The sequence below is a fragment of the Ekhidna sp. genome, from assembly GCF_040220215.1.
GTDB lineage: Bacteria > Bacteroidota > Bacteroidia > Cytophagales > Cyclobacteriaceae > Ekhidna.
Window position 1 is genome coordinate 32,756 of the sequence record NZ_JAVJTR010000010.1, and the last position, 21,572, is coordinate 54,327.

21 protein-coding genes are annotated in these 21,572 nt (G+C 40.8%); 16 read left to right on the top strand and 5 right to left on the bottom strand.

Annotation, left to right across the window (positions count from 1 at the left end):
• Positions 1-30: 30 nt before the first annotated feature.
• Entirely contained in the window at positions 31-1,416 is a 1,386-nt protein-coding gene (locus tag RIC88_RS03225) for a type III PLP-dependent enzyme domain-containing protein (RefSeq protein WP_350216030.1), read from the bottom strand.
• A gap of 173 nt (positions 1,417-1,589) precedes the next feature.
• On the opposite strand from RIC88_RS03225, the gene RIC88_RS03230 reads away from it, so the two are divergent.
• From RIC88_RS03230 to RIC88_RS03270, 9 genes are all read left to right on the top strand, one after another.
• Positions 1,590-2,504 (top strand): dimethylarginine dimethylaminohydrolase family protein, encoded by a 915-nt coding sequence (locus RIC88_RS03230; RefSeq protein ID WP_350216031.1) that lies wholly within the window; start codon positions 1,590-1,592, stop codon positions 2,502-2,504.
• Between the two features lie 22 nt (positions 2,505-2,526).
• Complete coding sequence (ctlX, locus tag RIC88_RS03235) at positions 2,527-3,432, top strand: citrulline utilization hydrolase CtlX (protein ID WP_502879994.1); 906 nt, start codon at positions 2,527-2,529, stop codon at positions 3,430-3,432.
• Positions 3,433-3,447: 15 nt separating this feature from the next.
• Complete coding sequence (gene argS / locus RIC88_RS03240; protein WP_350216033.1) at positions 3,448-5,232, top strand: arginine--tRNA ligase; 1,785 nt, start codon at positions 3,448-3,450, stop codon at positions 5,230-5,232.
• Positions 5,233-5,275: 43 nt separating this feature from the next.
• Entirely contained in the window at positions 5,276-5,479 is a 204-nt protein-coding gene (locus RIC88_RS03245; RefSeq protein ID WP_350216034.1) for a 2-oxoisovalerate dehydrogenase, read from the top strand.
• Positions 5,476-5,727, top strand: a complete 252-nt coding sequence (locus RIC88_RS03250; RefSeq protein ID WP_350216035.1) for a type II toxin-antitoxin system HicA family toxin — start codon at positions 5,476-5,478, stop codon at positions 5,725-5,727. Before RIC88_RS03245 ends, RIC88_RS03250 begins: the two co-directional genes overlap by 4 nt.
• Positions 5,724-6,611 carry a 1,4-dihydroxy-2-naphthoate octaprenyltransferase gene (menA, locus tag RIC88_RS03255; protein ID WP_350216036.1) on the top strand — a complete coding sequence of 296 codons (888 nt, stop codon included), beginning with the start codon at positions 5,724-5,726 and terminating at the stop codon, positions 6,609-6,611. Before RIC88_RS03250 ends, menA begins: the two co-directional genes overlap by 4 nt.
• A 91-nt stretch (positions 6,612-6,702) precedes the next feature.
• A complete protein-coding gene (locus RIC88_RS03260) occupies positions 6,703-7,548 on the top strand; it encodes a universal stress protein (RefSeq protein WP_350216037.1) in 846 nt (281 codons plus the stop codon).
• 35 nt (positions 7,549-7,583) lie between these two features.
• On the top strand, positions 7,584-10,709 hold the full coding sequence (locus RIC88_RS03265; protein ID WP_350216038.1) for a caspase family protein: 3,126 nt from the start codon (positions 7,584-7,586) through the stop codon (positions 10,707-10,709).
• 113 nt (positions 10,710-10,822) lie between these two features.
• Positions 10,823-11,053 (top strand): hypothetical protein, encoded by a 231-nt coding sequence (locus RIC88_RS03270; protein WP_350216039.1) that lies wholly within the window; start codon positions 10,823-10,825, stop codon positions 11,051-11,053.
• Positions 11,054-11,055: 2 nt separating this feature from the next.
• On the opposite strand, the gene arfB is transcribed toward RIC88_RS03270, so the two are convergent.
• Genes arfB through RIC88_RS03290 form a run of 4 tightly spaced genes read right to left on the bottom strand, consistent with a single transcriptional unit; the run spans position 11,056 to position 14,224 of the window.
• A complete protein-coding gene (gene arfB / locus RIC88_RS03275) occupies positions 11,056-11,460 on the bottom strand; it encodes an alternative ribosome rescue aminoacyl-tRNA hydrolase ArfB (RefSeq protein WP_350216040.1) in 405 nt (134 codons plus the stop codon).
• Complete coding sequence (locus RIC88_RS03280; protein WP_350216041.1) at positions 11,457-12,212, bottom strand: sterol desaturase family protein; 756 nt, start codon at positions 12,210-12,212, stop codon at positions 11,457-11,459. Before RIC88_RS03280 ends, arfB begins: the two co-directional genes overlap by 4 nt.
• Before the next feature lie 45 nt (positions 12,213-12,257).
• Complete coding sequence (locus RIC88_RS03285; protein ID WP_350216042.1) at positions 12,258-12,932, bottom strand: response regulator transcription factor; 675 nt, start codon at positions 12,930-12,932, stop codon at positions 12,258-12,260.
• Complete coding sequence (locus tag RIC88_RS03290) at positions 12,929-14,224, bottom strand: sensor histidine kinase (protein WP_350216043.1); 1,296 nt, start codon at positions 14,222-14,224, stop codon at positions 12,929-12,931. Before RIC88_RS03290 ends, RIC88_RS03285 begins: the two co-directional genes overlap by 4 nt.
• A 158-nt stretch (positions 14,225-14,382) precedes the next feature.
• Here RIC88_RS03290 and RIC88_RS03295 point away from each other — a divergent pair, with 158 nt between their 5' ends.
• The 7 genes from RIC88_RS03295 to RIC88_RS03325 all read left to right on the top strand — a co-directional run bounded on the left by RIC88_RS03295 (position 14,383) and on the right by RIC88_RS03325 (position 21,381).
• Positions 14,383-15,276: a sulfurtransferase gene (locus tag RIC88_RS03295; protein WP_350216044.1), complete on the top strand. Its 894-nt coding sequence runs from the start codon at positions 14,383-14,385 to the stop codon at positions 15,274-15,276.
• Complete coding sequence (locus RIC88_RS03300) at positions 15,276-15,806, top strand: YeeE/YedE thiosulfate transporter family protein (protein WP_350216045.1); 531 nt, start codon at positions 15,276-15,278, stop codon at positions 15,804-15,806. The genes RIC88_RS03295 and RIC88_RS03300 overlap by 1 nt, the downstream gene beginning before the upstream one ends.
• The gene (locus RIC88_RS03305) at positions 15,803-16,390 is read left to right on the top strand and encodes a YeeE/YedE thiosulfate transporter family protein (protein ID WP_350216046.1); all 588 of its coding nucleotides are present in this window, start codon (positions 15,803-15,805) and stop codon (positions 16,388-16,390) included. The genes RIC88_RS03300 and RIC88_RS03305 overlap by 4 nt, the downstream gene beginning before the upstream one ends.
• The gene (locus tag RIC88_RS03310) at positions 16,387-16,983 is read left to right on the top strand and encodes a rhodanese-like domain-containing protein (protein WP_350216047.1); all 597 of its coding nucleotides are present in this window, start codon (positions 16,387-16,389) and stop codon (positions 16,981-16,983) included. The genes RIC88_RS03305 and RIC88_RS03310 overlap by 4 nt, the downstream gene beginning before the upstream one ends.
• Complete coding sequence (locus RIC88_RS03315) at positions 16,977-18,374, top strand: aminotransferase class V-fold PLP-dependent enzyme (RefSeq protein WP_350216048.1); 1,398 nt, start codon at positions 16,977-16,979, stop codon at positions 18,372-18,374. Before RIC88_RS03310 ends, RIC88_RS03315 begins: the two co-directional genes overlap by 7 nt.
• A gap of 81 nt (positions 18,375-18,455) precedes the next feature.
• Positions 18,456-18,794, top strand: coding sequence for a PadR family transcriptional regulator (locus RIC88_RS03320; RefSeq protein WP_350216049.1), 339 nt, complete (start codon positions 18,456-18,458; stop codon positions 18,792-18,794).
• Positions 18,787-21,381 (top strand): ABC transporter permease, encoded by a 2,595-nt coding sequence (locus RIC88_RS03325; RefSeq protein ID WP_350216050.1) that lies wholly within the window; start codon positions 18,787-18,789, stop codon positions 21,379-21,381. Before RIC88_RS03320 ends, RIC88_RS03325 begins: the two co-directional genes overlap by 8 nt.
• The last annotated feature ends 191 nt before the right edge of the window (positions 21,382-21,572 follow it).

The window sequence follows — 21,572 nt, forward strand, 5'->3', positions numbered from 1 at the left end:
TAAAGACAATTCAAAAATTCGCTTCACCAATCAATACCCGAGAATCTTCATCATCGCTTCACTTTTTTGCTCAGGGGCAAAAAGCTCGTGGGTGATGTTTCCATTTTTATCCCTATCAATGATGATGTGTTTAGGAGCAGGGATGAGGCAATGTTGAATACCACCATACCCACCAAGAGACTCCTGATAGGCACCTGTGTTGAAGAAACCGAAGTAGAGTGTTTCGTTTTCATCATATTGTGGCAGGAATACCTCGCCAATGTGTGCTTCAGAATCATAATAGTCTTGGCTATCACAGGTCAAACCACCAAGATTCACCCTGTGAAAAGGATTTTGCCAATGGTTAATGGCTAACATTACATACTTCTGATTCAGGCCCCATACGTCAGGCATATGCGTGATGAATGAACCATCCATCATGTACCATAGCTCTTTATCGTTTTGTAATTTTTGATCCAGAACTGAATAGATAGTTGCGCCACTTTCACCAACCGTAAAGCTTCCAAACTCAGTAAAAATATTAGGAACTGGTACATGATTCTTTTTGCAAATCCACTGAATATTTTCAATGATTTGTTCTGCCATATATGGATAATCAAACTCAAAATGAAGTGAGTTTTTGATTGGGAATCCACCACCGATATCTACCGTATCCAGCTCCGGACAAATCTTTTTCAATTCACAATACTTATAGATAAACCTGCTCAACTCACTCCAATAGTAGGCAGTATCTTTTATGCCGGTGTTGATGAAGAAGTGGAGCATTTTCAACTTCGCTTTTGAATCCTTGATCTGTTCCTGATAGTATGGTAGGATGTCACCGTACCTGATGCCCAAGCGGGAGGTATAAAATGCAAAATTTGGTTCTTCATCAGCTGCAATACGAATTCCAACCTGAAATTCATCTTTTACATTCTCTTTATAGTGTTTTAGCTCGTTCAGGTTATCCAGAATTGGAATACAATTCTTATAGCCTTCATTGAGAAGTGCTGCTACTTCCTGGAGGTAAAGCGGTCGTTTAAAGCCATTGCAAATGATGTAGTGTTCCTTGGTGAGTTTTCTTGCCTTAAGCATACTCCTCACTATAGGCACATCATAGGCTGATGATGTCTCGATATGCGCATTGTTGGAAAGTGCCTCTTCTACTACAAATCGAAAGTGAGAGCTCTTTGTACAATAGGCGTATGTATAGCTGCCTTCATACTTATGTTTCTTTATGGCGTCATTGAAAATTTTATATGCGTATTTGATGTTTTGCTCAATCTTTGGGAGATAACTAAGCTTTAATGGCGTGCCATATTCTTTGATGATTTCCATCAGGTTTACACCATGGAAATGGAGGTTATCTTTTACTACTTTGAATTCTTCGGTGGGAAAGTAGAAGGTTTGATCTATCAGATCGGCGTATTTTCTCATTGGCTTTTGGCAAAATTGGGATGCAATTATCCATTAAAAACAGGATTCATGAAAGTAAATGCCTTTTGATTTTAGAAATGTAGGTCAAAGATTAATTCTGAAGCGAATCCTTTGATGTTTGATACCGATAACCTTGATTATTCGGATTAATTTTGCGTCAATTTTCTAATCGCATGATCACCGTAAGAGTTTTAGATGAAACAGCGCCTCTCGAGGCGGTTATATTGGGTATTGCTGATAGTATGGGCCCGGTTCCAAAAATTGAGGAAACCTATGATCCAAAATCTAGGGAGCATATTTTGGCGGGTACTTTTCCAAAAGAGCCGGACCTGATAGCTGAAATGGACGGAGTTGCAAAAGTTTTGGAAAAGCATGGTGTGAAAGTTTACCGACCGGAAAACATTCCAGAGCTCAATCAAATTTTTGCCAGGGACATAGCTTTTGTTATTCAGGATAAATTGGTGGTTCCATGCGTTACACCTGAGCGAAAGCTTGAATCGGATGGAATTCAATTCGTGATTGACGAAGTGGAAAATGTGTTGCTTCCGGACGAGCATGAACGCATGGAGGGAGGAGATGTGATGCCGTGGAAGGATCATATTTTTGTGGGCTATTCTAAAGCGGAGGATTTTGAAAAATACACCGTTTCCAGAACCAATGAAGCAGCAGTAAACTATCTAAAAAAGACATTTCCTGAACATACAGTCAGGGCATTTGAATTAAAAAAATCAGATGATGATCCTCGAGAGAACGCATTACACCTCGATTGTTGTTTTCAGCCAGTTGGAAGAGATAAAGCAGTAATCTATCGGGGCGGTTTCAAAAACACTGAGGATGCCGACTTCCTGGTTGACTTTTTTGGTGTAGAAAATGTTTTTGAAATCACTAAAGAGGAGATGTATGAAATGAATTCAAACTTCTTTTCCATTTCTCCTGAAGTAGTGATTTCTGATAGCAGCTTTAAAAGACTGAATGAGCAATTTAGAAAGTGGGGCTTAACCGTTGAGGAAGTAAAATATCGAGAAATTGCCAAGATGGAAGGACTCTTAAGATGTTCAACCATGCCATTGAGAAGAAAATATGAGTAAGCAGATTACAAATAATATAATGATGATACGCCCAGTTGCCTTTCATATGAATGAGCAAACAGCGGTAAACAATTATTACCAAAAGAATGAGGAAGGGGTAAGTGCGGAGGATATTCAAAAGCAGGCGCAATCCCAGTTTGATCAGTTTGTAGAAAAACTAAGGGGCGAAGGAGTAAATGTCACTGTTTTCGATGATACGCTTGATCCATCAACGCCTGATTCGATATTCCCAAACAATTGGATTTCATTTCATCAGGACGGAGTGATCAGGCTTTATCCCATGTATGCGGAAAACAGAAGGTTGGAGCGAAGGGATGATATTATAGACGGATTGAAGAAGTCTTTCAAAGTGGAGGATGTTATCAGTTTTACCGATTGGGAAGCTAAAGGAGCGTACCTTGAAGGAACAGGTAGTTTACTACTCGACAGGCAGAATAAAATTGCGTATGCGGCTATTTCAGAGCGAACCATGCCAAACGTACTGGAAGACTTTTGTGATGAAGCCGGGTTCGATGCTGTCACGTTCCATGCTTTGCAAACAGTCGACGGAAAGCGACTGCCGATTTATCATACCAATGTGATGATGTGTCTGGGCGAGGAGTTTGCTGTTGTGTGCCTGGATAGCATTGATGATTTGGAAGAGCGTGAAAATCTGGTTGAGGTACTGGAAGAAACCGATAAAGAAATCATTGAGATTACAGAAGAGCAGAAGGAGCAATTTGCAGGTAATATGCTGCAGGTGCTTGGAAAGAATGATCAGCGACTGGTTGTCATGTCATCGGCTGCATTTCATTCACTTAATGCAGACCAAAAACAAGCTTTATCTAAGCACGGAAAACTGGTACATAGTGACATTCACACCATTGAAAAACTAGGAGGCGGAAGCGCCAGATGTATGATGGCTGAAATTTTTAATCCAACCAAATAGAACCAAGCAGAAAAAATGCTGGAAGAAAAAATACAAGAAGCAGTAAGCCAGGCTTTTAGCTATCTATATGGCCATGACTTACCTGCGGAGCAAATAAGTCTTCAACCCACGCGAAAAGAGTTTGAGGGTTCCTTCACTTTTGTTGTTTTTCCTTACCTCAAAATCACTAAAGGTAAGCCGGAAGATTCAGGCGCTCAATTAGGAGATTGGCTAAAAGAGAAAACCGACTTCATTAAAGGGTTCAATGTGGTCAAGGGATTCCTCAATCTGGAAATTGAAGATCAAAGCTGGGTTGAAACACTTCATACTGTTGCTCAAGATGACAACTATGATCATCTACCGGCCAATGGACAGAAAGTGATGGTGGAGTTTTCTTCACCAAACACCAATAAGCCATTGCACCTTGGACATCTTAGGAATAATTTTCTTGGGGATTCAGCTTCAAGAATACTGGCCGCAAATGGATACGAGGTTAAAAAAGTGAATCTGGTCAATGACCGTGGAGTTCATATCTGTAAGTCCATGCTGGCCTATCAGCAGATGGGCAATGGAGAGACACCTGAAAGCGCTGGAGTAAAAGGCGACCACCTGATTGGTAAGTACTATGTGAAGTTCGATCAGCAGTATAAAGAAGAGATTAACACACTTGTTCATCAGGGCGTTGACCCTGAGGAAGCAAAGAAGGAGGCCCCTTCGATAAAAGCCGCCCAGGAGATGCTGCAAAAGTGGGAGAATGGAGATGCAGAGACAGTAGCATTGTGGGAGAAAATGAATAGCTGGGTCTACGAAGGTTTCGACAAAACATACGAGACCATGGGTATCCAATTTGACACTATGTACAAGGAGTCGAATACCTATCTTCTCGGAAAAGAATTAGTGGAGGAGGGCCTTCAAAAAGGGGTGTTTTTCAAAAAAGACAATGGCTCTGTTTGGGTAGACCTCACAGAAGAAGGGATGGATGAAAAGCTAGTTCTTCGAGGTGATGGAACGGCTGTTTACATGACCCAGGATATGGGAACATGTGATATGAAGCATCAGGATTTCCCATTTGACAAGTCTGTTTTCGTGGTAGGAAATGAGCAGGATTATCACTTCAAAGTTCTTTTCGCGATCATGAAAAAGCTGGGAAGAAATTATGCAGACGGGTTGTACCATCTATCTTATGGAATGGTGGACTTACCAACTGGCAAAATGAAATCCAGGGAAGGTACAGTGGTAGATGCAGATGATCTTTTGCAAGAGATGTTTGATACTGCTGAGCGACATACTCGGGAGCTTGGCAAGATCGAGGGGATGGATAAAGAAGAAGCAGAAAACCTATATCGAATATTAGGTTTGGGTGCTTTGAAATACTATTTACTGAAAGTAGATCCGAAAAAAAGGATGCTTTTCAACCCGCAAGAATCCATTGAATTCCAGGGCCATACGGGACCATTCATTCAGTATACACATGCTCGGATTTCAGCGATTCTTCGAAGAGCAAAATCATTGGAAGTACCATCGGCTTTTGACTCAGAGAAAGTAGGAGACCTGAGCAAAAGAGAAGTTGATCTAATTTTCAGGATTACTGAATTTAAGAAAGCGTTACAGGAGGCAGCTGCTGAATATTCTCCCTCCATAATTGCACAATACGTCTATGATCTGGCCAAAGAATACAATGGCTTCTATCAGGAAGTACCAATCTTCAATGAAGAGAATAAGGACAAGCTTGGTTTCAGGATTGCACTTTCTTCTGTAACAGCTAAACTTATCAAAGAAAGTATGAGTTTACTAGGCATAGAAGTTCCTGAAAGAATGTAGGTTGAGTATCATTAAATGATAAAGACTCTTTAAATTTAACGTCATGTCTGAGATAATATTTATAGTCGAAGAATCAAATGAAGGCGGTTTTGAAGCTAAAGCTCTTGGAGAATCCATTTTCACCGATGGTGAAACTATAGAAGAGCTAAAGCAAAATATAAAAGACGCTATTCAATGTCATTTTGATAAAGATGCTCCTAAAGTTGTGAGACTTCATTATCTAAAAGAAGAAGTTTTTGCAGCTTGATTTTTCCAAAAAATCTTTCAGGTAAGCAGTTAATTAAGCTTTTGGAAAAGCTTGATTATCAAATCACAAGGCAAACAGGTAGTCATATCAGGCTTACCACTTCAGAAAAAGGAACGCATCACATTACAATCCCCAATCACAGGCCGATAAAACTTGGAACACTTTCAGGAATATTAAAAGATATCGGAGCACATTTTGGAATGTCTAAGGAAGAAGTTTGGAAAAGTATTTCAAGTAAAAAGTCATGAACCCCTGGATTAAAGCCTTTCGATTACGCACCCTTCCTTTGGCTCTTTCCGGCTGGATGGTAGGTATAGCCATCGCTTATAATCATTCGGAGGTAAACTGGGTGGTAGCATCTCTCACATTGCTTACCGCATTTCTTCTTCAAATCCTTTCCAATCTCGCCAATGACTATGGTGATGCCTCATCTGGTGTAGACACCAAAAGAACCGGAGAAGAACGGATGGTCAGTTCGGGGAAAATCTCAGCTCCGGCAATGAAGCGGGCGATGATTGTTTTCTCACTACTGGCATTGATCTCAGGAATCCTTCTATTGTATTCTGCTTTTCCGGACGATTGGGTTTCATCGCTCATCTTTTTAGGAATAGGCATCATTGGCATTGGAGCAGCGATCAAATACACCGTCGGAAAAAACCCATATGGTTATGCTGGTTTTGGAGACGTGTTTGTATTTGTATTCTTTGGAGTGGTGCTGGTTTTTGGTACGTACTATCTACAAACTCAATGGCTGAATTGGGAAGTTTTGCTTCCAGCGTCTTCCATCGGGTTGTTTAGCGTAGGCGTCCTTAATGTGAATAACATCCGGGATATAGCATCAGACAAAGATGCAGGGAAGAATTCTATCCCTGTCCGAATCGGGCGAGAAAATGCAGTGATTTATCACATTGCATTGCTACAAATTGGGATGATCCTGAGTATCATTTTTGCATCTATTAATTTTCAGAGTTGGTGGAGTTTCATCTTCGTTTTTGTGAATGCGCTGCTGATTGTGAATATAAAGGCTGTTAAAAACAAGCCAACCGATCAACTCGATTCTTATCTCAAACAAATGGCAATTTCAACCTTGTTATTTTCCTTACTATTCTCTTTAGGACAAGTCCTTGTCTGACAAATTTTGACTTTAGATATGATTTTTATCAAAAAACCTATATGAAAAGCATTTTTCATTAAATTGGGTTTGCTTAAAAAGACCATATCAAATGAAGAAAATATTAGTCCCTTACGATTTTTCGAAAGTTTCCGAACACGCATTGAATTTTGCCTGCCAAATAGCTGGTAAAGCAAATAGCGATATTATAATCCTCAATGTGATTGAGCATCCAACAGCAGATTCATTTAAAACGCTGGGGATGCAGAATGTTGATCCAATGGAGCAGCTATACATCAAAAAAATGTATGAAACCGTTCAGGCAAAGCTAAATGATGTGGCTGTGGCGGCTAATTATTCGAATGATCACATCTATACCAAGATTCAACTAGGGAATCCATTCAACACTATCATTGATCAGGTGACAGAGGAGAAGGTAAGCTTGATGGTTGTCGGAACCGAAGGAGCGGAGGGGCTTAATGAATACTTTGTAGGTTCAAATGCTGAAAAGATTGTAAGAAAAGCGACTTGTCCGGTCATAACCGTTCAGAACAAATGTGAAATCGAGCCAATTGAGAAAATTGTTTTTGCTTCTGATTTCCAAAATACAGATGACAACTTTATTGGACAGTTGCTGGATTTACAACGCAAATTTGAAGCACAACTAAATATTGTGAAAATCAATACTCCGGCGAGTTTCACATCTACCAGACATGATACTAAGCAGATGGAGGATTTTGTTAAGAAGTACAAAATTGAGAACTACACCACTGATATTTATAACTACAAGAATGAGGAAGATGGAATCATTCTATATGCTGAGGATATCAGTGCAGATATGATTGCGCTTGGTACGCACCAGCGAAAAGGTGTGGGACATTTCCTGGCTGGAAGCATTGCGGAAGATGTAGTGAATCATTCACAATTCCCTGTTTGGACGGCACATTTAAAAGACTGATGAAACAGACAGCACAATTCCTAATCGTTTTTTTTATGAGCCTCTGTTTTGCAGAGGCTCAGTCTTTTCAGGCTGTCATACAAAAAGGGCACGGTGAGGCTGTCAAATCTGCCACAATAACACCAGATGGAAATTATCTAATCACTGCAAGTAGGGACAAAACCATAAAAATATGGGATGCTAATTCCGGCAGAGAGATACGATCATTGATCGGACATGATCATACAGTCAATGGATTCTCTTTGTACGAAACCAAAATAGCTTCCAGCAGTGCTGATGGGACGGTAGGTGTCTGGGATATGGTTAGAGGAGAACTGCTTTGGCAAAGTAAAAAATTCAGGGAATACGTTACATCTGTAGCCTTTAGTCCCAAAGGCCAGCTATTAGCGGTGGGCAGCTATGCGGATTCGATATCAATTTTCAATACCTCAGATTTTTCCATTGTAAAAAAAATCAAAGTCAATGCCGACAGAGGAGTTGGATATGGTGTAAGTGTGACCTTCAGCCCGGATGGTCAATACCTGTCAATAGGTGAGGACAATCGCATGGCCAGGGTGTACAAAACAACTGACTGGAGCCTCAAATATGAGTTTAAGTCTGAGCAGGGATATTGCGGGGGGTGTGGATCCTTAACAGATATTCAAGGGAATCAATTGTTAAAGCTTTCAAACGGCACAACCTTGACAAGGTATAATCTTGCGTCCGGAAATAAGATATCCGAAGGGACAAGAGAGTTTAGAGACATTGCATCAGCTCAGTTTCAGCCCAATGGTGATCACTTCCTAGCTGCAACCGAGGACTCAGTTTTTCTTTACAAAAAGGCCTCAGGCGAATTAGCAAGTAAATGGACTTTTAGTGCAGAAATCAATGATGCTTCTTTTCATCCACAGGAAGAATGGATTGTAACAGCAGTTGATAAAGTGGTCATTGTCACTGATTTTCATGGGAATGAGATCCGTCGCTATGATGGCATTTTGAATCGATCCAGCACCGGTCTGGATTATGATCTTGGAAGCTATTGGGAGCACTACATAGCCAAATGGGTGAAGTATAAGTCGGCAAGGATGCTGGATTTTAAAAATATATTCATTGGTAAGACCGGTAGTAAAGCACGCAAGTGGAATGTGAAAAACGCCTCCATTTCCATGGAATACGTGGGACATGAAAAGGGTATTCTATGTTTTGAGCGCATTGATGATAATACTATTGCAACAGGGGCGGGAGATGGTAAAATTATCATTTGGGATGAATCCACCGGGAAGCAGATTAGGAAAATAAATGCCCACCGTGAACCAGTTTTTGATATTGAACTCAGTCATGATGGCAAATTCATGGCGAGTAGTGCTTGGGACGGAGTAATCAGCCTTTGGAATACAGAAACATGGGAACGATACAACTATATCTACAATGAAGGTTCTTCCACATACGCATTAGCCTTTACAGAAAATGATGCTTACCTGGTCGTTGGATTACTGGATAAGACACTGAAACTGTGGGAGGTGGAAACCAAGCGATTTGTGAAGGAATTTGTAGGTCATACCGACAATGTAACCTCAATAAAAGTCAAAGGGGACGAAATCCTTACCTCCGGATGGGATGGAAAGGTCATTCTTTGGGATCTATATAGTGGTCTGATTAAGCAGCGATTCGATAACAAGAAGCCGATTTTTGAGGTGATATTGCTGGATACAGAAATTGTAAGTGTTGGAGCTGACAGGAGGGTTACTTTTTGGGATAAAGAAACAGGTGAAATGCGAACAAGGCTGGAGGGGCACCAGGCGGAAATCAATGGGCTGGATATTCAGGATAATTTAATGATGACCTCAGATGTAGATGGCGTGACGAAGTTTTGGGACCTGGATCGAAAAGCTGAAATTTTTGAGCACATCCAAATTGGAAAAAATGACTGGATGGTGAAAACCCCGGATGGCTATTTTGATGCTACAGATGACGCCATTTCCAACATCCATTTTGTGAAAGGAATGGAGGCAATCGGAGCTGATCAGCTCATGGAAGAATTTTATGTCCCGGGTTTAGTTGAAGATATTTTCAATTCATCTAGAGGAGGTAAGAAGTCAATGGGTAAAATATTGGATCAGTCACCACCTCCTGCATTGAAATTATCTGGACTTGTTCAAAATGATATTGCCAAACTTTATCTGAAAGCAGAGGATATGGGAGGAGGAATTGAAGATGTGAAGCTGTATCACAATGGGAAACGAGTGTCATTGGAACCACAAATTCAGAAAGTCCGCTCTGATAATAATGCCAAAATTTATTCGATTGAATATCCTCTGGTGGCCGGGCATAATGAGTTTTCAGCTTCGGCTTCTTCCAACTCAAAACTGGAATCGAACTTAGCTACCGTTAGTCTATTTTCTGATTCAAAGGTGCCGGGAAGTACCTGCCATATTTTAGCTGTAGGCATTAATGAATATCAGAACAAATCACTTAACCTCAATTATGCCAAGACAGATGCGACTTCCTTCGCAGAGCAAATGAAGAAGCAGGGAGAAACGATTTATTCCAATGTTATGCTTCATCAAATACATGATCGGGAAGCCACCAAAGATAATATCCTGAATAAAGTGAAAGACCTGAAAGATCAGATATCTGTCAATGATGTATTTGTTTTCTATTACGCCGGTCATGGTAGTATGGTAGACGGAAAGTTTTATCTGGTTTCATCAGAAGCCAGTCGTCTTTACGATAGTGATAAGATCAATGAATATGGTATTGAAGCTGCAATTCTTCAGCAGTCTATGTTGGAAATTAAAGCACTCAAACAATTAATTATCATGGATGCCTGCCAGTCCGGAGGTTCTGTGGAGGTTCTTGCTCAGCGGGGAGCTCCGGAGGAAAAGGCCATTGCACAGCTTTCTCGTAGCTCTGGTATTCATGTAATGGCAGCTGCTGGAAGTGAGCAGTATGCCACTGAGTTTGAATCATTGGGACACGGACTATTTACCTATGCATTACTTAAGGGACTTTCTGGTGATGCTGACGGAGCACCAAAAGATGGAAAGGTTACCATTTACGAATTGAAATCATATCTTGACGACCAGGTGCCAGAGTTGAGTATCCAGCATAAGGGAAGCCCTCAATACCCGCATACGTTTTCCAGAGGCCAGGATTTTCCTATTGTTATTGTGGAAAACTAGTTGCTTAAAAAATTTAAAAAACTTGAATAAAGATCACCCATCGGGTAATATTTTTCGTTTTACTTTGTAATAATTCAGAAGTTCTCGGTACTAATGAATTAAACGACTTGATTATGAAGAGCTTTATTCAGAAAAAACAAGGTTCATTGAAGGTGCTTACACTAATCATGGGATTAGCGATTAGCGGAGTTATCATAGGTCAGGGGCTCACCGGAAATGATGGGCAGGTTGCAAAAAACAGCTCATTTGAATCTCTAAAAGAGACCATCAAAACCAATAAAAACCTGATTGTCAATACCTATCTTTTGGGAGTTTCTATCTACCAGGAAGCCACAGACAAATAGCATTAAATAGGTTTTTGCCTCCATTTCTTCTTCTCTCCCTGCTTTTTCTTGCTGTCCAATCTTTTCTTTTTAGAGGCTTTAGTAGGCTTTGTTTCTTTTCGCACTTTCCTTTTCGCAAAAGCTTTTGTTAGCAATCGATCCAGCTTTTTGAATGCAAGCTCTTTATTCTTGACCTGAGAACGAGCACTATCAGCACTGACAATCAGCTCCCCATCCTTCGTAAGTTTAGACGTCAGTTTTTCTTTGAGTATCGATTTTTGATGTTCCGTTAGAACCTGAGAATCAAATACATTCAATCGAAGGATGACTTTCGTTTCTACCTTATTTACATGCTGTCCTCCCGGACCACCGCTTCTGGTCGTCGCTATTTGAATTTCCGACTTAAGCTTGCTTAAAGTTGGCTTCATGATCCCGCTCGCCTACTATCACTGTGCTGATAAGCATCATCATAATCTGAACGAATGGTCCCCATGATACGATCCCAAAACAAGAAGTACAGCCCGTAATTACCGGTGAATTGTTTATGATGCTGATTGTGATTCACGGAGGTATTAATCCATTTTCCAAGCCAATGTTTATTGAAACCCTTCGGGTATAATTCATACCCGAGATGGCCATAGACATTATAGATAATCATAAACACCAGGAATGCAAGCAGAGCGGTGCGATGAAAAGGAATGATGAACGCAATCGGAAAAATGATACTTGCTTCAACAAAGGCTTCAATAGGGTGGAAGGCATAGGCTGCCCAGGGTGATGGGTTAGTTGATTGATGGTGCGTTCGATGTACCCACTTAAAAATCTTTGGATGATGCATCATCCGGTGCATCCAATAGAAATAGGTATCGTGAAGAAGTATCATTAAGAAAATACTTAGCCACCAATAGCCCGTTCCATATACATCGATACTTTCATATTGCAGGGTGTAATTGCGAAGTGGAGAGGCGAAGATGATAACGGCGACTATCATGAAGATGATAACCGTAATGAGCGAAAAGATGATCTCACGCCAGTAATCGTTGGGTTTTGGAAATGTTTGCTGGATTTTCCAATACGACCATTTTGATTTGAAAATCACATAGAAAAGTAAAAATGCAAAGCCTGCTACTCCAAAGTACCGGAATAGATTAAGTGATACGGATCGGATTATGACTTCCATTACATCCATAATCCTAAAGTAGTGTGGCTAAAAGCTATCTGCAAATCATCCCTCTAATATGTATCCTTTGCCATGCACGTTGGTAATTTGAACAGTCGAATCAACACTCAGGTACTTGCGGATTTTGGAAATAAATACATCCATGCTTCGGCGTTTGAAGTAGTCATTTTGACCCCAAAGCTCCTTCAGGATATGATCGCTTTCTACCAGTTCACCATAGGAAATGCACAACATATGTAATACCCTTGATTCCTTCTGCGTTAAATGAATGGATTTGCCCTCTCTTTCCAATTTTTGGATCTTAGGATCAAAATGGAAGCTTCCAATGTTGTATTGCTGCTTCACCTCCCTCAGGTTGTTACTTCTGCGCAGAACTGCATGAATTCTGGCAATCAATTCCTCCTCATCCACCGGTTTTACGATATAATCATCACACCCTGCTTTGAAGCCTTTGAGTTTATCAATCTTTAATGATTTAGCCGTAAGGAAAATAAGTGGCATTTCGGGGCTTTTAGCTTTTATCTCATGAGCAACTTCAAACCCATCTTTTTTAGGCATCATGATGTCCAGGATGCATAAATCGAATTTTGATGACTCAAACACCTTCATTCCTTCCTCTCCATCTTTGACCCACTCCACGATTAGGTCATTCATTTGGAGATACTCTTTTAAAATGTATCCCAGGTTTGCATCATCTTCTACGAGCAGGATTCGGTTCATGAGGAGATAGGTAAAAATATTTTAAACATACTGCCCTTGCCGGGCTCACTATTGAGACTAATTGTTCCTTTATGAAATTCGATGATTTTTTTGACGTAGCTCAAGCCTAATCCAAATCCTTTGACCGTGTGCACATTGCCTGATTGCGCACGATAAAACTGATCGAAGATATACTTCTGTGTTGTCTGATCCATTCCAATACCATGATCCTTGATGGTAAGAATGATTCCATTATCTATTGCGTCTTCTGTGATAATCTCAATGTCTGGTTTTTCGTCAGAGTATTTCTGAGCATTATCAATCAGGTTGAATAGCACATTATTCAAGTGAGTTTCATCAGCCACAATTTGATGCTTAGCAGCATTCAGGTTGAACTTGATGGATCCTTCTTTTTCAGAAATAATCATTTGAAATCCTTCGGCAACATTTTGTATGGATTCATGCAGGTCAATCACTTTTTTATCTAAGGTGAGATTGCCGGAATCAAGCAATGCCATTTGAAGGATTTTATCCACCTGGGTTTGAAGTCGCTTGGTCTCATTGGAGATGAGATTGAGATAAGAATCGGCTTTTGGTGCCTTTTTTACTTCTTCCAATCCTCTGAGCGATTTTGAAGCTAAAGAAATTGAAAAGATGGGTGTCTTGAATTCATGAGTCAGGTTATTAATAAAATCACGTTTCAAATCCGATAGCTTCTTTTGCTTGCCGATGGTACGGATGGTAAACCAGAAGGCGATAAGGATAATAGCTATAAGCAGAAAGCTGGCTTTTAAAATATTTGCCGATTCCCCCAAAACCGTTTCCTCCTTGTTGGTATAGGTCATGGAGATGTCCAGCGTGTTAGGCAGGATCATGCAAAAACACATGTGATTATCTGCTTCCATCACTTTTTGTGCTTTAGGTAATTCCGGCCTGTGCCCTCGATGGATCATACAGCCATATTCATTGGAGACGAACCCATCTACCTGGTATTTTAGATCAGGATAGTTTAATGAAATCACTTCATCCAGACCGTTTTTTAATACGAATTGAAGCGGGTCTGTAGGATTAGAATCAGATGAAAATTGAAAAGATTCGGTTCCCTCATAGATTCTCACCAGTCTATCCAGGTCCCGATTAAACATCATGTTGTCGTACAGGTCTGAAAGAATGCCAGGAATCGCGAATCCCATCATGTTTTGATTATTCTTGATGTCTTTTTCAAGAATTTGAAATTGAATAACCAGTAGCACTCCCAGGGAACTAAGCACCACAATAAAAAGAGCCGCAAGTGTGTATTTATTGATTTTCATGGGACAAAACCTTGGTCGAAATTAACCCTAATTGATACTTTTTACGGAGATCTTAACTTTTTCTTAACGCTTTTAACACTTGCTTAAGTCTCTTTAACGAGGACTTAACGCAATGATATCTGGGTGTTTTGTAAACTGCATGAAAAATCACAATCATTATGCAAAAATTCAAAATACTCATCTTATTTCTAGTGCTCCTTCCCGGCTTGGGAGTCGCTCAAAACTCTTCCATTTTAGTTGGGCCGGAGTGGCTGGAGAAACGAATGCAAAAGGACAACCTTGTCATATTTCACATCGGAAGGGAGAAGGACTTTAAGGAAGAACACATTCCGGGAGCGATTTATATGAGCTCAGATGACTACACGATTGGAACAGAGGATAGAAGCATTGTTTTTGACCTGCCGACCAATGAAGATCTTCAGTCACTTCTCGAGAAAAATGGTGTAAGTAATGAAACGGATATCGTCATTTATACGCCAGCAAACTGGATTCCATTGGTTACCAGATTGTACTTCACACTGGATTACCTGGGGCATGGACAAAAAACTTATATTCTGGATGGAGGCATAGTTGCCTGGAAAAATGGAGGAAGAGAGATAAGCACCGAAGTGGTTACTCCTGAAAAAGGAAATTTCAAAATCAAACCTAATAAATCTCTACTTGCAGATGAGGACTACATGCTTGCAAGTATTGAAAATGAAGACAACACCATTGTTGATTGCCGATCAGAGGTTTACTACAAAGGTATTGAGCCGACCCATGGCGCACGGCTGGGCAGAATTCCCACAGCCAAAAATATCCCATACACAAGCTTATACGAACCTTCTGATATAGGTGCATACACATTCAAATCTATCGAAGAGCTAGGAAACATTTTCAAAGCACAAGGACTAAACAAAGACGAGCCACTGGTTCTTTACTGCCACATTGGGATGCAGCTTACGGTGGTTTACACGGCAGCTAAATTGTTGGGGTACGAAGATGTGCGAATGTATGACGGCTCATTCCATGAGTGGGGACCTAACGAAGATTTACCAATTGAATTGGACTAATGAAAGAACAGATTTATAATCCCAAACCTTACTGGAATCCATACATCTGTGGAATTGGGCTTGGACTTGTATTGCTTGCCACATTTCTTGTGATGGGCAGAGGGATAGGAGCCTCAGGAGCCATGACTTCTGTAGTAGCCACCGGTGTACAGACCGTCTCGAAATCTCATGCGAAAGCGAACACCTTCTACATGGGCTATTTGGGGGATGGTACTGTTCACCCATTGAAAGACTGGCTGGTTTTTGAGGTATTGGGTGTTTTAATCGGAGGGTTTATCTCAGGCAGACTGGCCGGTCGAAACAAAATCAAAATTGAAAAAGGGCCTTTAATAACAAACAATCGAAGGTTTCTATTCGCTTTTGTTGGTGGAATTATCATGGCTTTTGGGACGAAGCTTGCAAGAGGCTGCACCAGTGGTCAGGCACTGACCGGAGGTGCGATGATGAATGTTGGTAGCTGGCTCTTTATGATTGCTTTGTTTGCCGGAGCTTATGCGATGGCTGGATTTGTAAAACGATTGTGGATATGAATGGACCATTTTATGACTTTGGATGGATAGGTGAAGAAGCAAGCTTAGCTTTTGCTTTATTCATTGGTATTGCTTTTGGTTTCTTCCTGGAGCGCGCAGGCCTTGGCAGTGCCAAGAAACTCTCTGCCCAGTTTTACCTGAAAGACATGACCGTCTTTAAGATGATGTTTACAGCCATTATTACCGCCATGGTTGGAGTATTCTGGCTGAACTGGTTTGGCTTGCTACATGCAGATATGATCTATTTAACACCCACCTACGTTTGGCCCCAAATAATCGGAGGATTGGTTTTCGGTGTGGGCTTTATCGTGGGTGGTTATTGTCCCGGAACCTCATGTGTTGCATCGGCAACCGGAAGCCTCGACGGGATTATGAATGTGGTTGGACTGTTGTTGGGAATCCTTGTCTTCGGTGAAGTATACCCATGGATCGAGGGTTTTTATACGGCCGGAAGTATGGGGCAGATCACATTTCCAGAGTACTTCAGCTTACCCAGCGGACTGATGGTGTTTATCCTGGTACTCACAGCATTTGCAGGCTTTTGGGCTTCAGAATGGATCGAATCAAAAAATGCAATCAAATGAATGATATATCTATCAATAAACGCCTGGCCTTGATTGGGTTTGGAATAGTTCTGGCAGGCCTGGTGATGGCATTGGCTTTTCCGGACGGACTCAATAAGGTGAACAGGCAACCTCAATTCATTGGAGTGGTTGAACTGGCTGAGAAAATTAAGAATCGCGAAAAGATGCGTATCGTTGATCTGAGAGATGAGGAGGCATTCGAGGAATTTCACATTCCGACGGCAACAAATATTCCATTAGCTGAATTTAATCCTGCGTCGATCGACGAGCAGCTGGTCGTTTATTCCGGCGATGATTTGTTAACCCGGAGACTTTGGAATGAGCTTCCTGATTCAATAAGAAGTCGAACTGTCATAGTTTATGGAGGGGTGCACGACTGGTTTGATCGGGTACTATATCCAAAACTTCCGTTTGGCAATGAGATTAAGAACAAGAAGCTGGTAAATCAAATTCACGACTTGTGTCAATTCTATGGTGGCTTTTCGGATTTCGAAAATGATCCTGATTTGATGGAGTATTATGAGCAAGACTTATCTAGCGCCTCCTGGCCCAAAGTGCGACGTTCCGGAGGGTTAATTCGAAAAGGATGTTGATCACAGATTCACCAGATACCACTACAAAAACCTCACTTGAATCGCATTTCGATACTTTTCGAGAAGGGATCATTGGTCAAAACCAATACATCGAGACGAATGAAAAGGTCGTAAAAATGCTGTATGCCGACTGGACAGCCAGTGGCCGATGCTATAAGCCAATTGAGAATAGCATTCAAGATGAGGTACTGCCATTCATTGGCAATACGCATACAGAGACGAATTATGTGGGTTCATTCATTACCGACCAGTATTTATCGGCCCGAGAGCAAATCAAACGTCATGTCAATGCCAATGATGATGATGTACTGATCTCATCTGGGTCCGGAATGACAGACGTCATAAACAAGCTGCAAAGAATTCTTGGATTAAGAATACCTGATTCAAATCAATGGATAACGCAATCTGTAACAGAGGAACGTCCTGTCGTTTTCATTACCCACATGGAACACCATTCGAACCATACCAGCTGGTTGGAGACGATTTGTGAGGTGATCGTGGTTCCCCCAGATGAATGCGGATTTGTATCAGTTGATAATTTCAAAGAAGCCATTGGAAAGTATTCTGGAAGATTAAGAATTGCTTCTATCACAGCCTGTTCCAATGTGACAGGGATCGAAACGCCTTATCACGAAATTGCTAGGCTGATGCATTCAGTAGGTGGCTTTTGCTTTGTCGATTTTGCTTGTTCCGCTCCGTATGTTGATATGGATATGCATCCTGATGAAGCGTCATATTTGGATGCCATTATGTTTTCACCTCACAAGTTTTTAGGTGGTCCGGGTGCTTCAGGTATCTTAATTGTCAATAAGAAACTGATCAATAATGCCGTCCCTGACGTGAGTGGAGGTGGTACGGTTGATTGGACCAATCCATGGGGCGGACGAAAATATGTAGCAGACATTGAAGCGAGAGAAGACGGTGGGACACCAGCCATCCTACAAACCATCCGAGCGGCAGAGGCGATAAAGCTTAAGGAGCAAATGGGATCAGAATTGATGTTGCAGCGTGAAAAAGAGCTCATGGAGATCCTTTGGGAAGGTTTAGATGATATGTCTGAGCTGGTCGTACAAGCTGATCATGTTCGGGAGCGACTTGGTATTGTTTCTTTTTACATAGAGGGCATTCATTATAACGATGTGGTTCAATACCTCAATGATCATTATGGTATCCAGGTAAGGGGAGGCTGTTCGTGTGCCGGTACTTATGGACACTTCTTACTTGATATAAGTAAAGAAGAATCCAAGCGTATCACAGACTTAATTGATCAGGGAGATGTCTCTCAAAAACCGGGCTGGGTCAGGCTTTCCATTCATCCTACGATGACAGTTGAAGAAATCAGATTTATTGTCAAAGCAATAGAAGAGACGGTTTTTGCATATAAATCCTAGATCTCGCTATTTCTTTCTATTTTGTCGAAACAAATAAAACCTCCTTCCGTATATTAGTCTGCAAAATAGAAACTAATAGATATGAAGGGAACCAATCTAGGCGAATTTGAAGAGCTACTTTTATTAGTGGTTCTGATCCTACAAGAAGAGGCTTACATGCTTCGAATCAAGGATGAGATTAAAAATCAGGTAAATCGCTCTGTCTCGATGGGAGCACTGCACACCACGCTTGCTCGGCTTGAGCAAAAGGATTTCTTAAAATCAGAGATGGGTGGAACCACCAATGAAAGAGGGGGCAGAAGAAAACGTATTTATGAACTGACGGCAGACGGTAAAGCTGTGCTCAATGAAGTGAAGGAAATGCGGGTCAGTTTGTGGAATCAGGTACCTGCTGTAGACTTAAAGTTCAGTCATGCCTAAGGATCTACCACCAAGACTATCATTGAAACTGGTTCGATGGCTGTGCAAACAAGAGCTGGTTGAAGAACTGGAAGGTAACCTGCATGAATACTATGTCACCCATAGCCAATCGAATTTCAAAGGACTAAAATATTGGTATCAGGTATTGAACTACATGCGACCATCTACACTCAAATCATTCAAAAACTCAAACGCCGGATCTATGTTTATTTTCAATCCAATATTGACATTCCGTAATCTTTATCAACATAAATCCTCTTCTTTAATCAGTTTGTTTGGGTTTACGATTGGCTTGGTGGCTACCATATTTCTATACTTCTATATCTATTCAGAGGTGACTACTGATGGATTTCATAAAGATGGTGATCAAATTTATAGAACCTTAAGGGTATCAGAAATGAATGGCACTCCTTATAGAATCGGAGTGACCTCCGCACCCTATGCAGAAGCTCTTATCAATGATTACCCGGGTTTTATTTCAGAAACTACCAGAGTCCTTTCGGATGAGGCTTTAGTGTCAGTAGGGGAAAAAAGATTTAATGAATATAACATCGCATTTGTTGATCAAAATTTCTTTGATTTCTTTTCTTTTCCATTGAAATCAGGTGATAGAAATACAGCCTTTGAAACCGGAAATTCAGCTGTATTGTCTGCAGAGATGGCAAAAAAGTATTTTGGTGATGCGGATCCCATCGGACAACTAATTACCATCGATAATGAATACGAATTTATTGTTACAGGTGTATTTGATGAATTACCTGGCAACAGTCATCTGGATTTTCCTCTCGCAATATCTATTGACGTATTAAATTCAATTGAATGGTTTAATAGGTGGTGGAATAATAGCCTTAATACGTATGTTAAAGTTCCAACTCCAGAAATGGCTGAAAATCTTGAAGAGAATCTTGATGATTTTATGTACAAGTACATGGGCAAGGACTTTGAGGAATCCGGCAATCGTATTGGTCTGGAACTAGAACCACTTAGCGAAATTTATTTTAATAATGAAACGCGTTATGACTTTTCAAAACATGGCAGTTTCTCTTCCATTTTAACTCTTGGAGCTGTTGCAATTGCTATCCTTTTCATTGCCTGTTTCAATTATGTCAATCTTTCAATCGCACAATCATTTATGCGAGCTAAAGAAGTAGGAGTGCGAAAAGTACTAGGCGGCTCGAAGTGGCGACTGATTACACAGTTCCTTAGCGAATCATTAATGATTCTTTTAATATCTATCTTAATATCAGTAGGAGTCTGTCACTTGCTAACACCCACCTTCAATTCATTCTTTGGTTTAGATGTCACTTTGAATTGGATGGACGGCAATATCATCGTATTTCTTGGATTACTTGTTCTTGTAATTTTATTGAGCTCTGGTGTATATCCTGCCGTTTTGCTTTCATCTTTTAAGTCAGTAACGATATTAAAAGGGAGCAAACTTGCTTCAGGAAAAAATGTCGGTTTACGAAAGGCTTTGGTTATTACTCAATTTGCTATCTCAATATTTTTGATTGTCGCATCAATGCTAATTTCTGTTCAAACCAATTACCTCAACAACAAGGAACTCGGATTTGATAGAGAAGCTATCGTTTTAGTAGACTTAAACAATTCAGATATACGCAGTAATCGGGAACAATTTGAAGACCGACTTAAAGCAAACACAAACATTCTGGGAGTCACTAAAGTATCTGGTGAACCGGGAGGATTTCATGATGCGTCAAGCTTCCTTGTAACAGGGGTGCCAGAATCGCATCGTATGCGAACATTATTTACAGATCCAGATTTTTTTAATGTCATGGGGGTAGACATAGTGGCTGGTAGAAACTTTTCGAATGAGATAAGCACAGATGAAGAAAATGTCATCATCTTAAATGAGCGTGCAGTTTTAGAGTTAGGCTTATTGCCAGATGAAGTGATAGGTAGGAAGGTTACAATGCCTGGATGGGATGTTGAAAATGCACCTGTGTTAGGTGTTGCAAAGGACTATCATTTTCTCACGCTCAAAAATGAAATTGAGCCTTTGGCAATTATTACTGGAAGGTATCATCGCAAAATGGCTGTGAAAATTAACATGACCAACATGAAGGAAGCTCTACTTTTCATTGATAATACATTCTCAGAAATAGCTCCGGGATACCCGATGGCCTATCAATTCCTAGATGATAGTTTGAAGGATTTGTATGAGAAGGAAGAACAGCAGGCAAGAGTTTTTAGTGCTTTTTCTGGACTATCCATCTTCTTGGCATGTTTAGGAATTTTTGGTTTGGCGGCTTACGCTGCTCAACAGCGTCAAAAAGAGTTAGGTATACGGAAGGTTTTAGGTGCTACGGCCAATCAAATCATAAGCCTGATATCCAAAGAATTTGTTCTATTGGTTATGATAGCCTTCATCATTGCCATACCTGTGGCTTGGTATTTTATTCAGCAATGGCTTGGTGGATACGCTTACAGGATTGAAGTCATGGAGCATTGGTACGTATTTGTGTTGGGCGGTATAGCGACATTTTTCATCGCTTTGATCACAGTAGCTTTTAAGACGTATGGTGCTGCCATTTCTGACCCTACCCAGAGTATCAGGAATGAGTAACCGTTCGACAGGCTCAGGGTGACACATGCTATTGTCAGTCTGAGTTTATCGAAGACGACATTAAAATAAACCAACCCACAACCCACACCCTTCGACAGGCTCCACTGGCCGCCAGAGGCTTGACCGAAGGCATGGCAGGATGACACGCACTCTTTTATTTTATGGAACTTGTCATTCTGAACGGAGCGCAG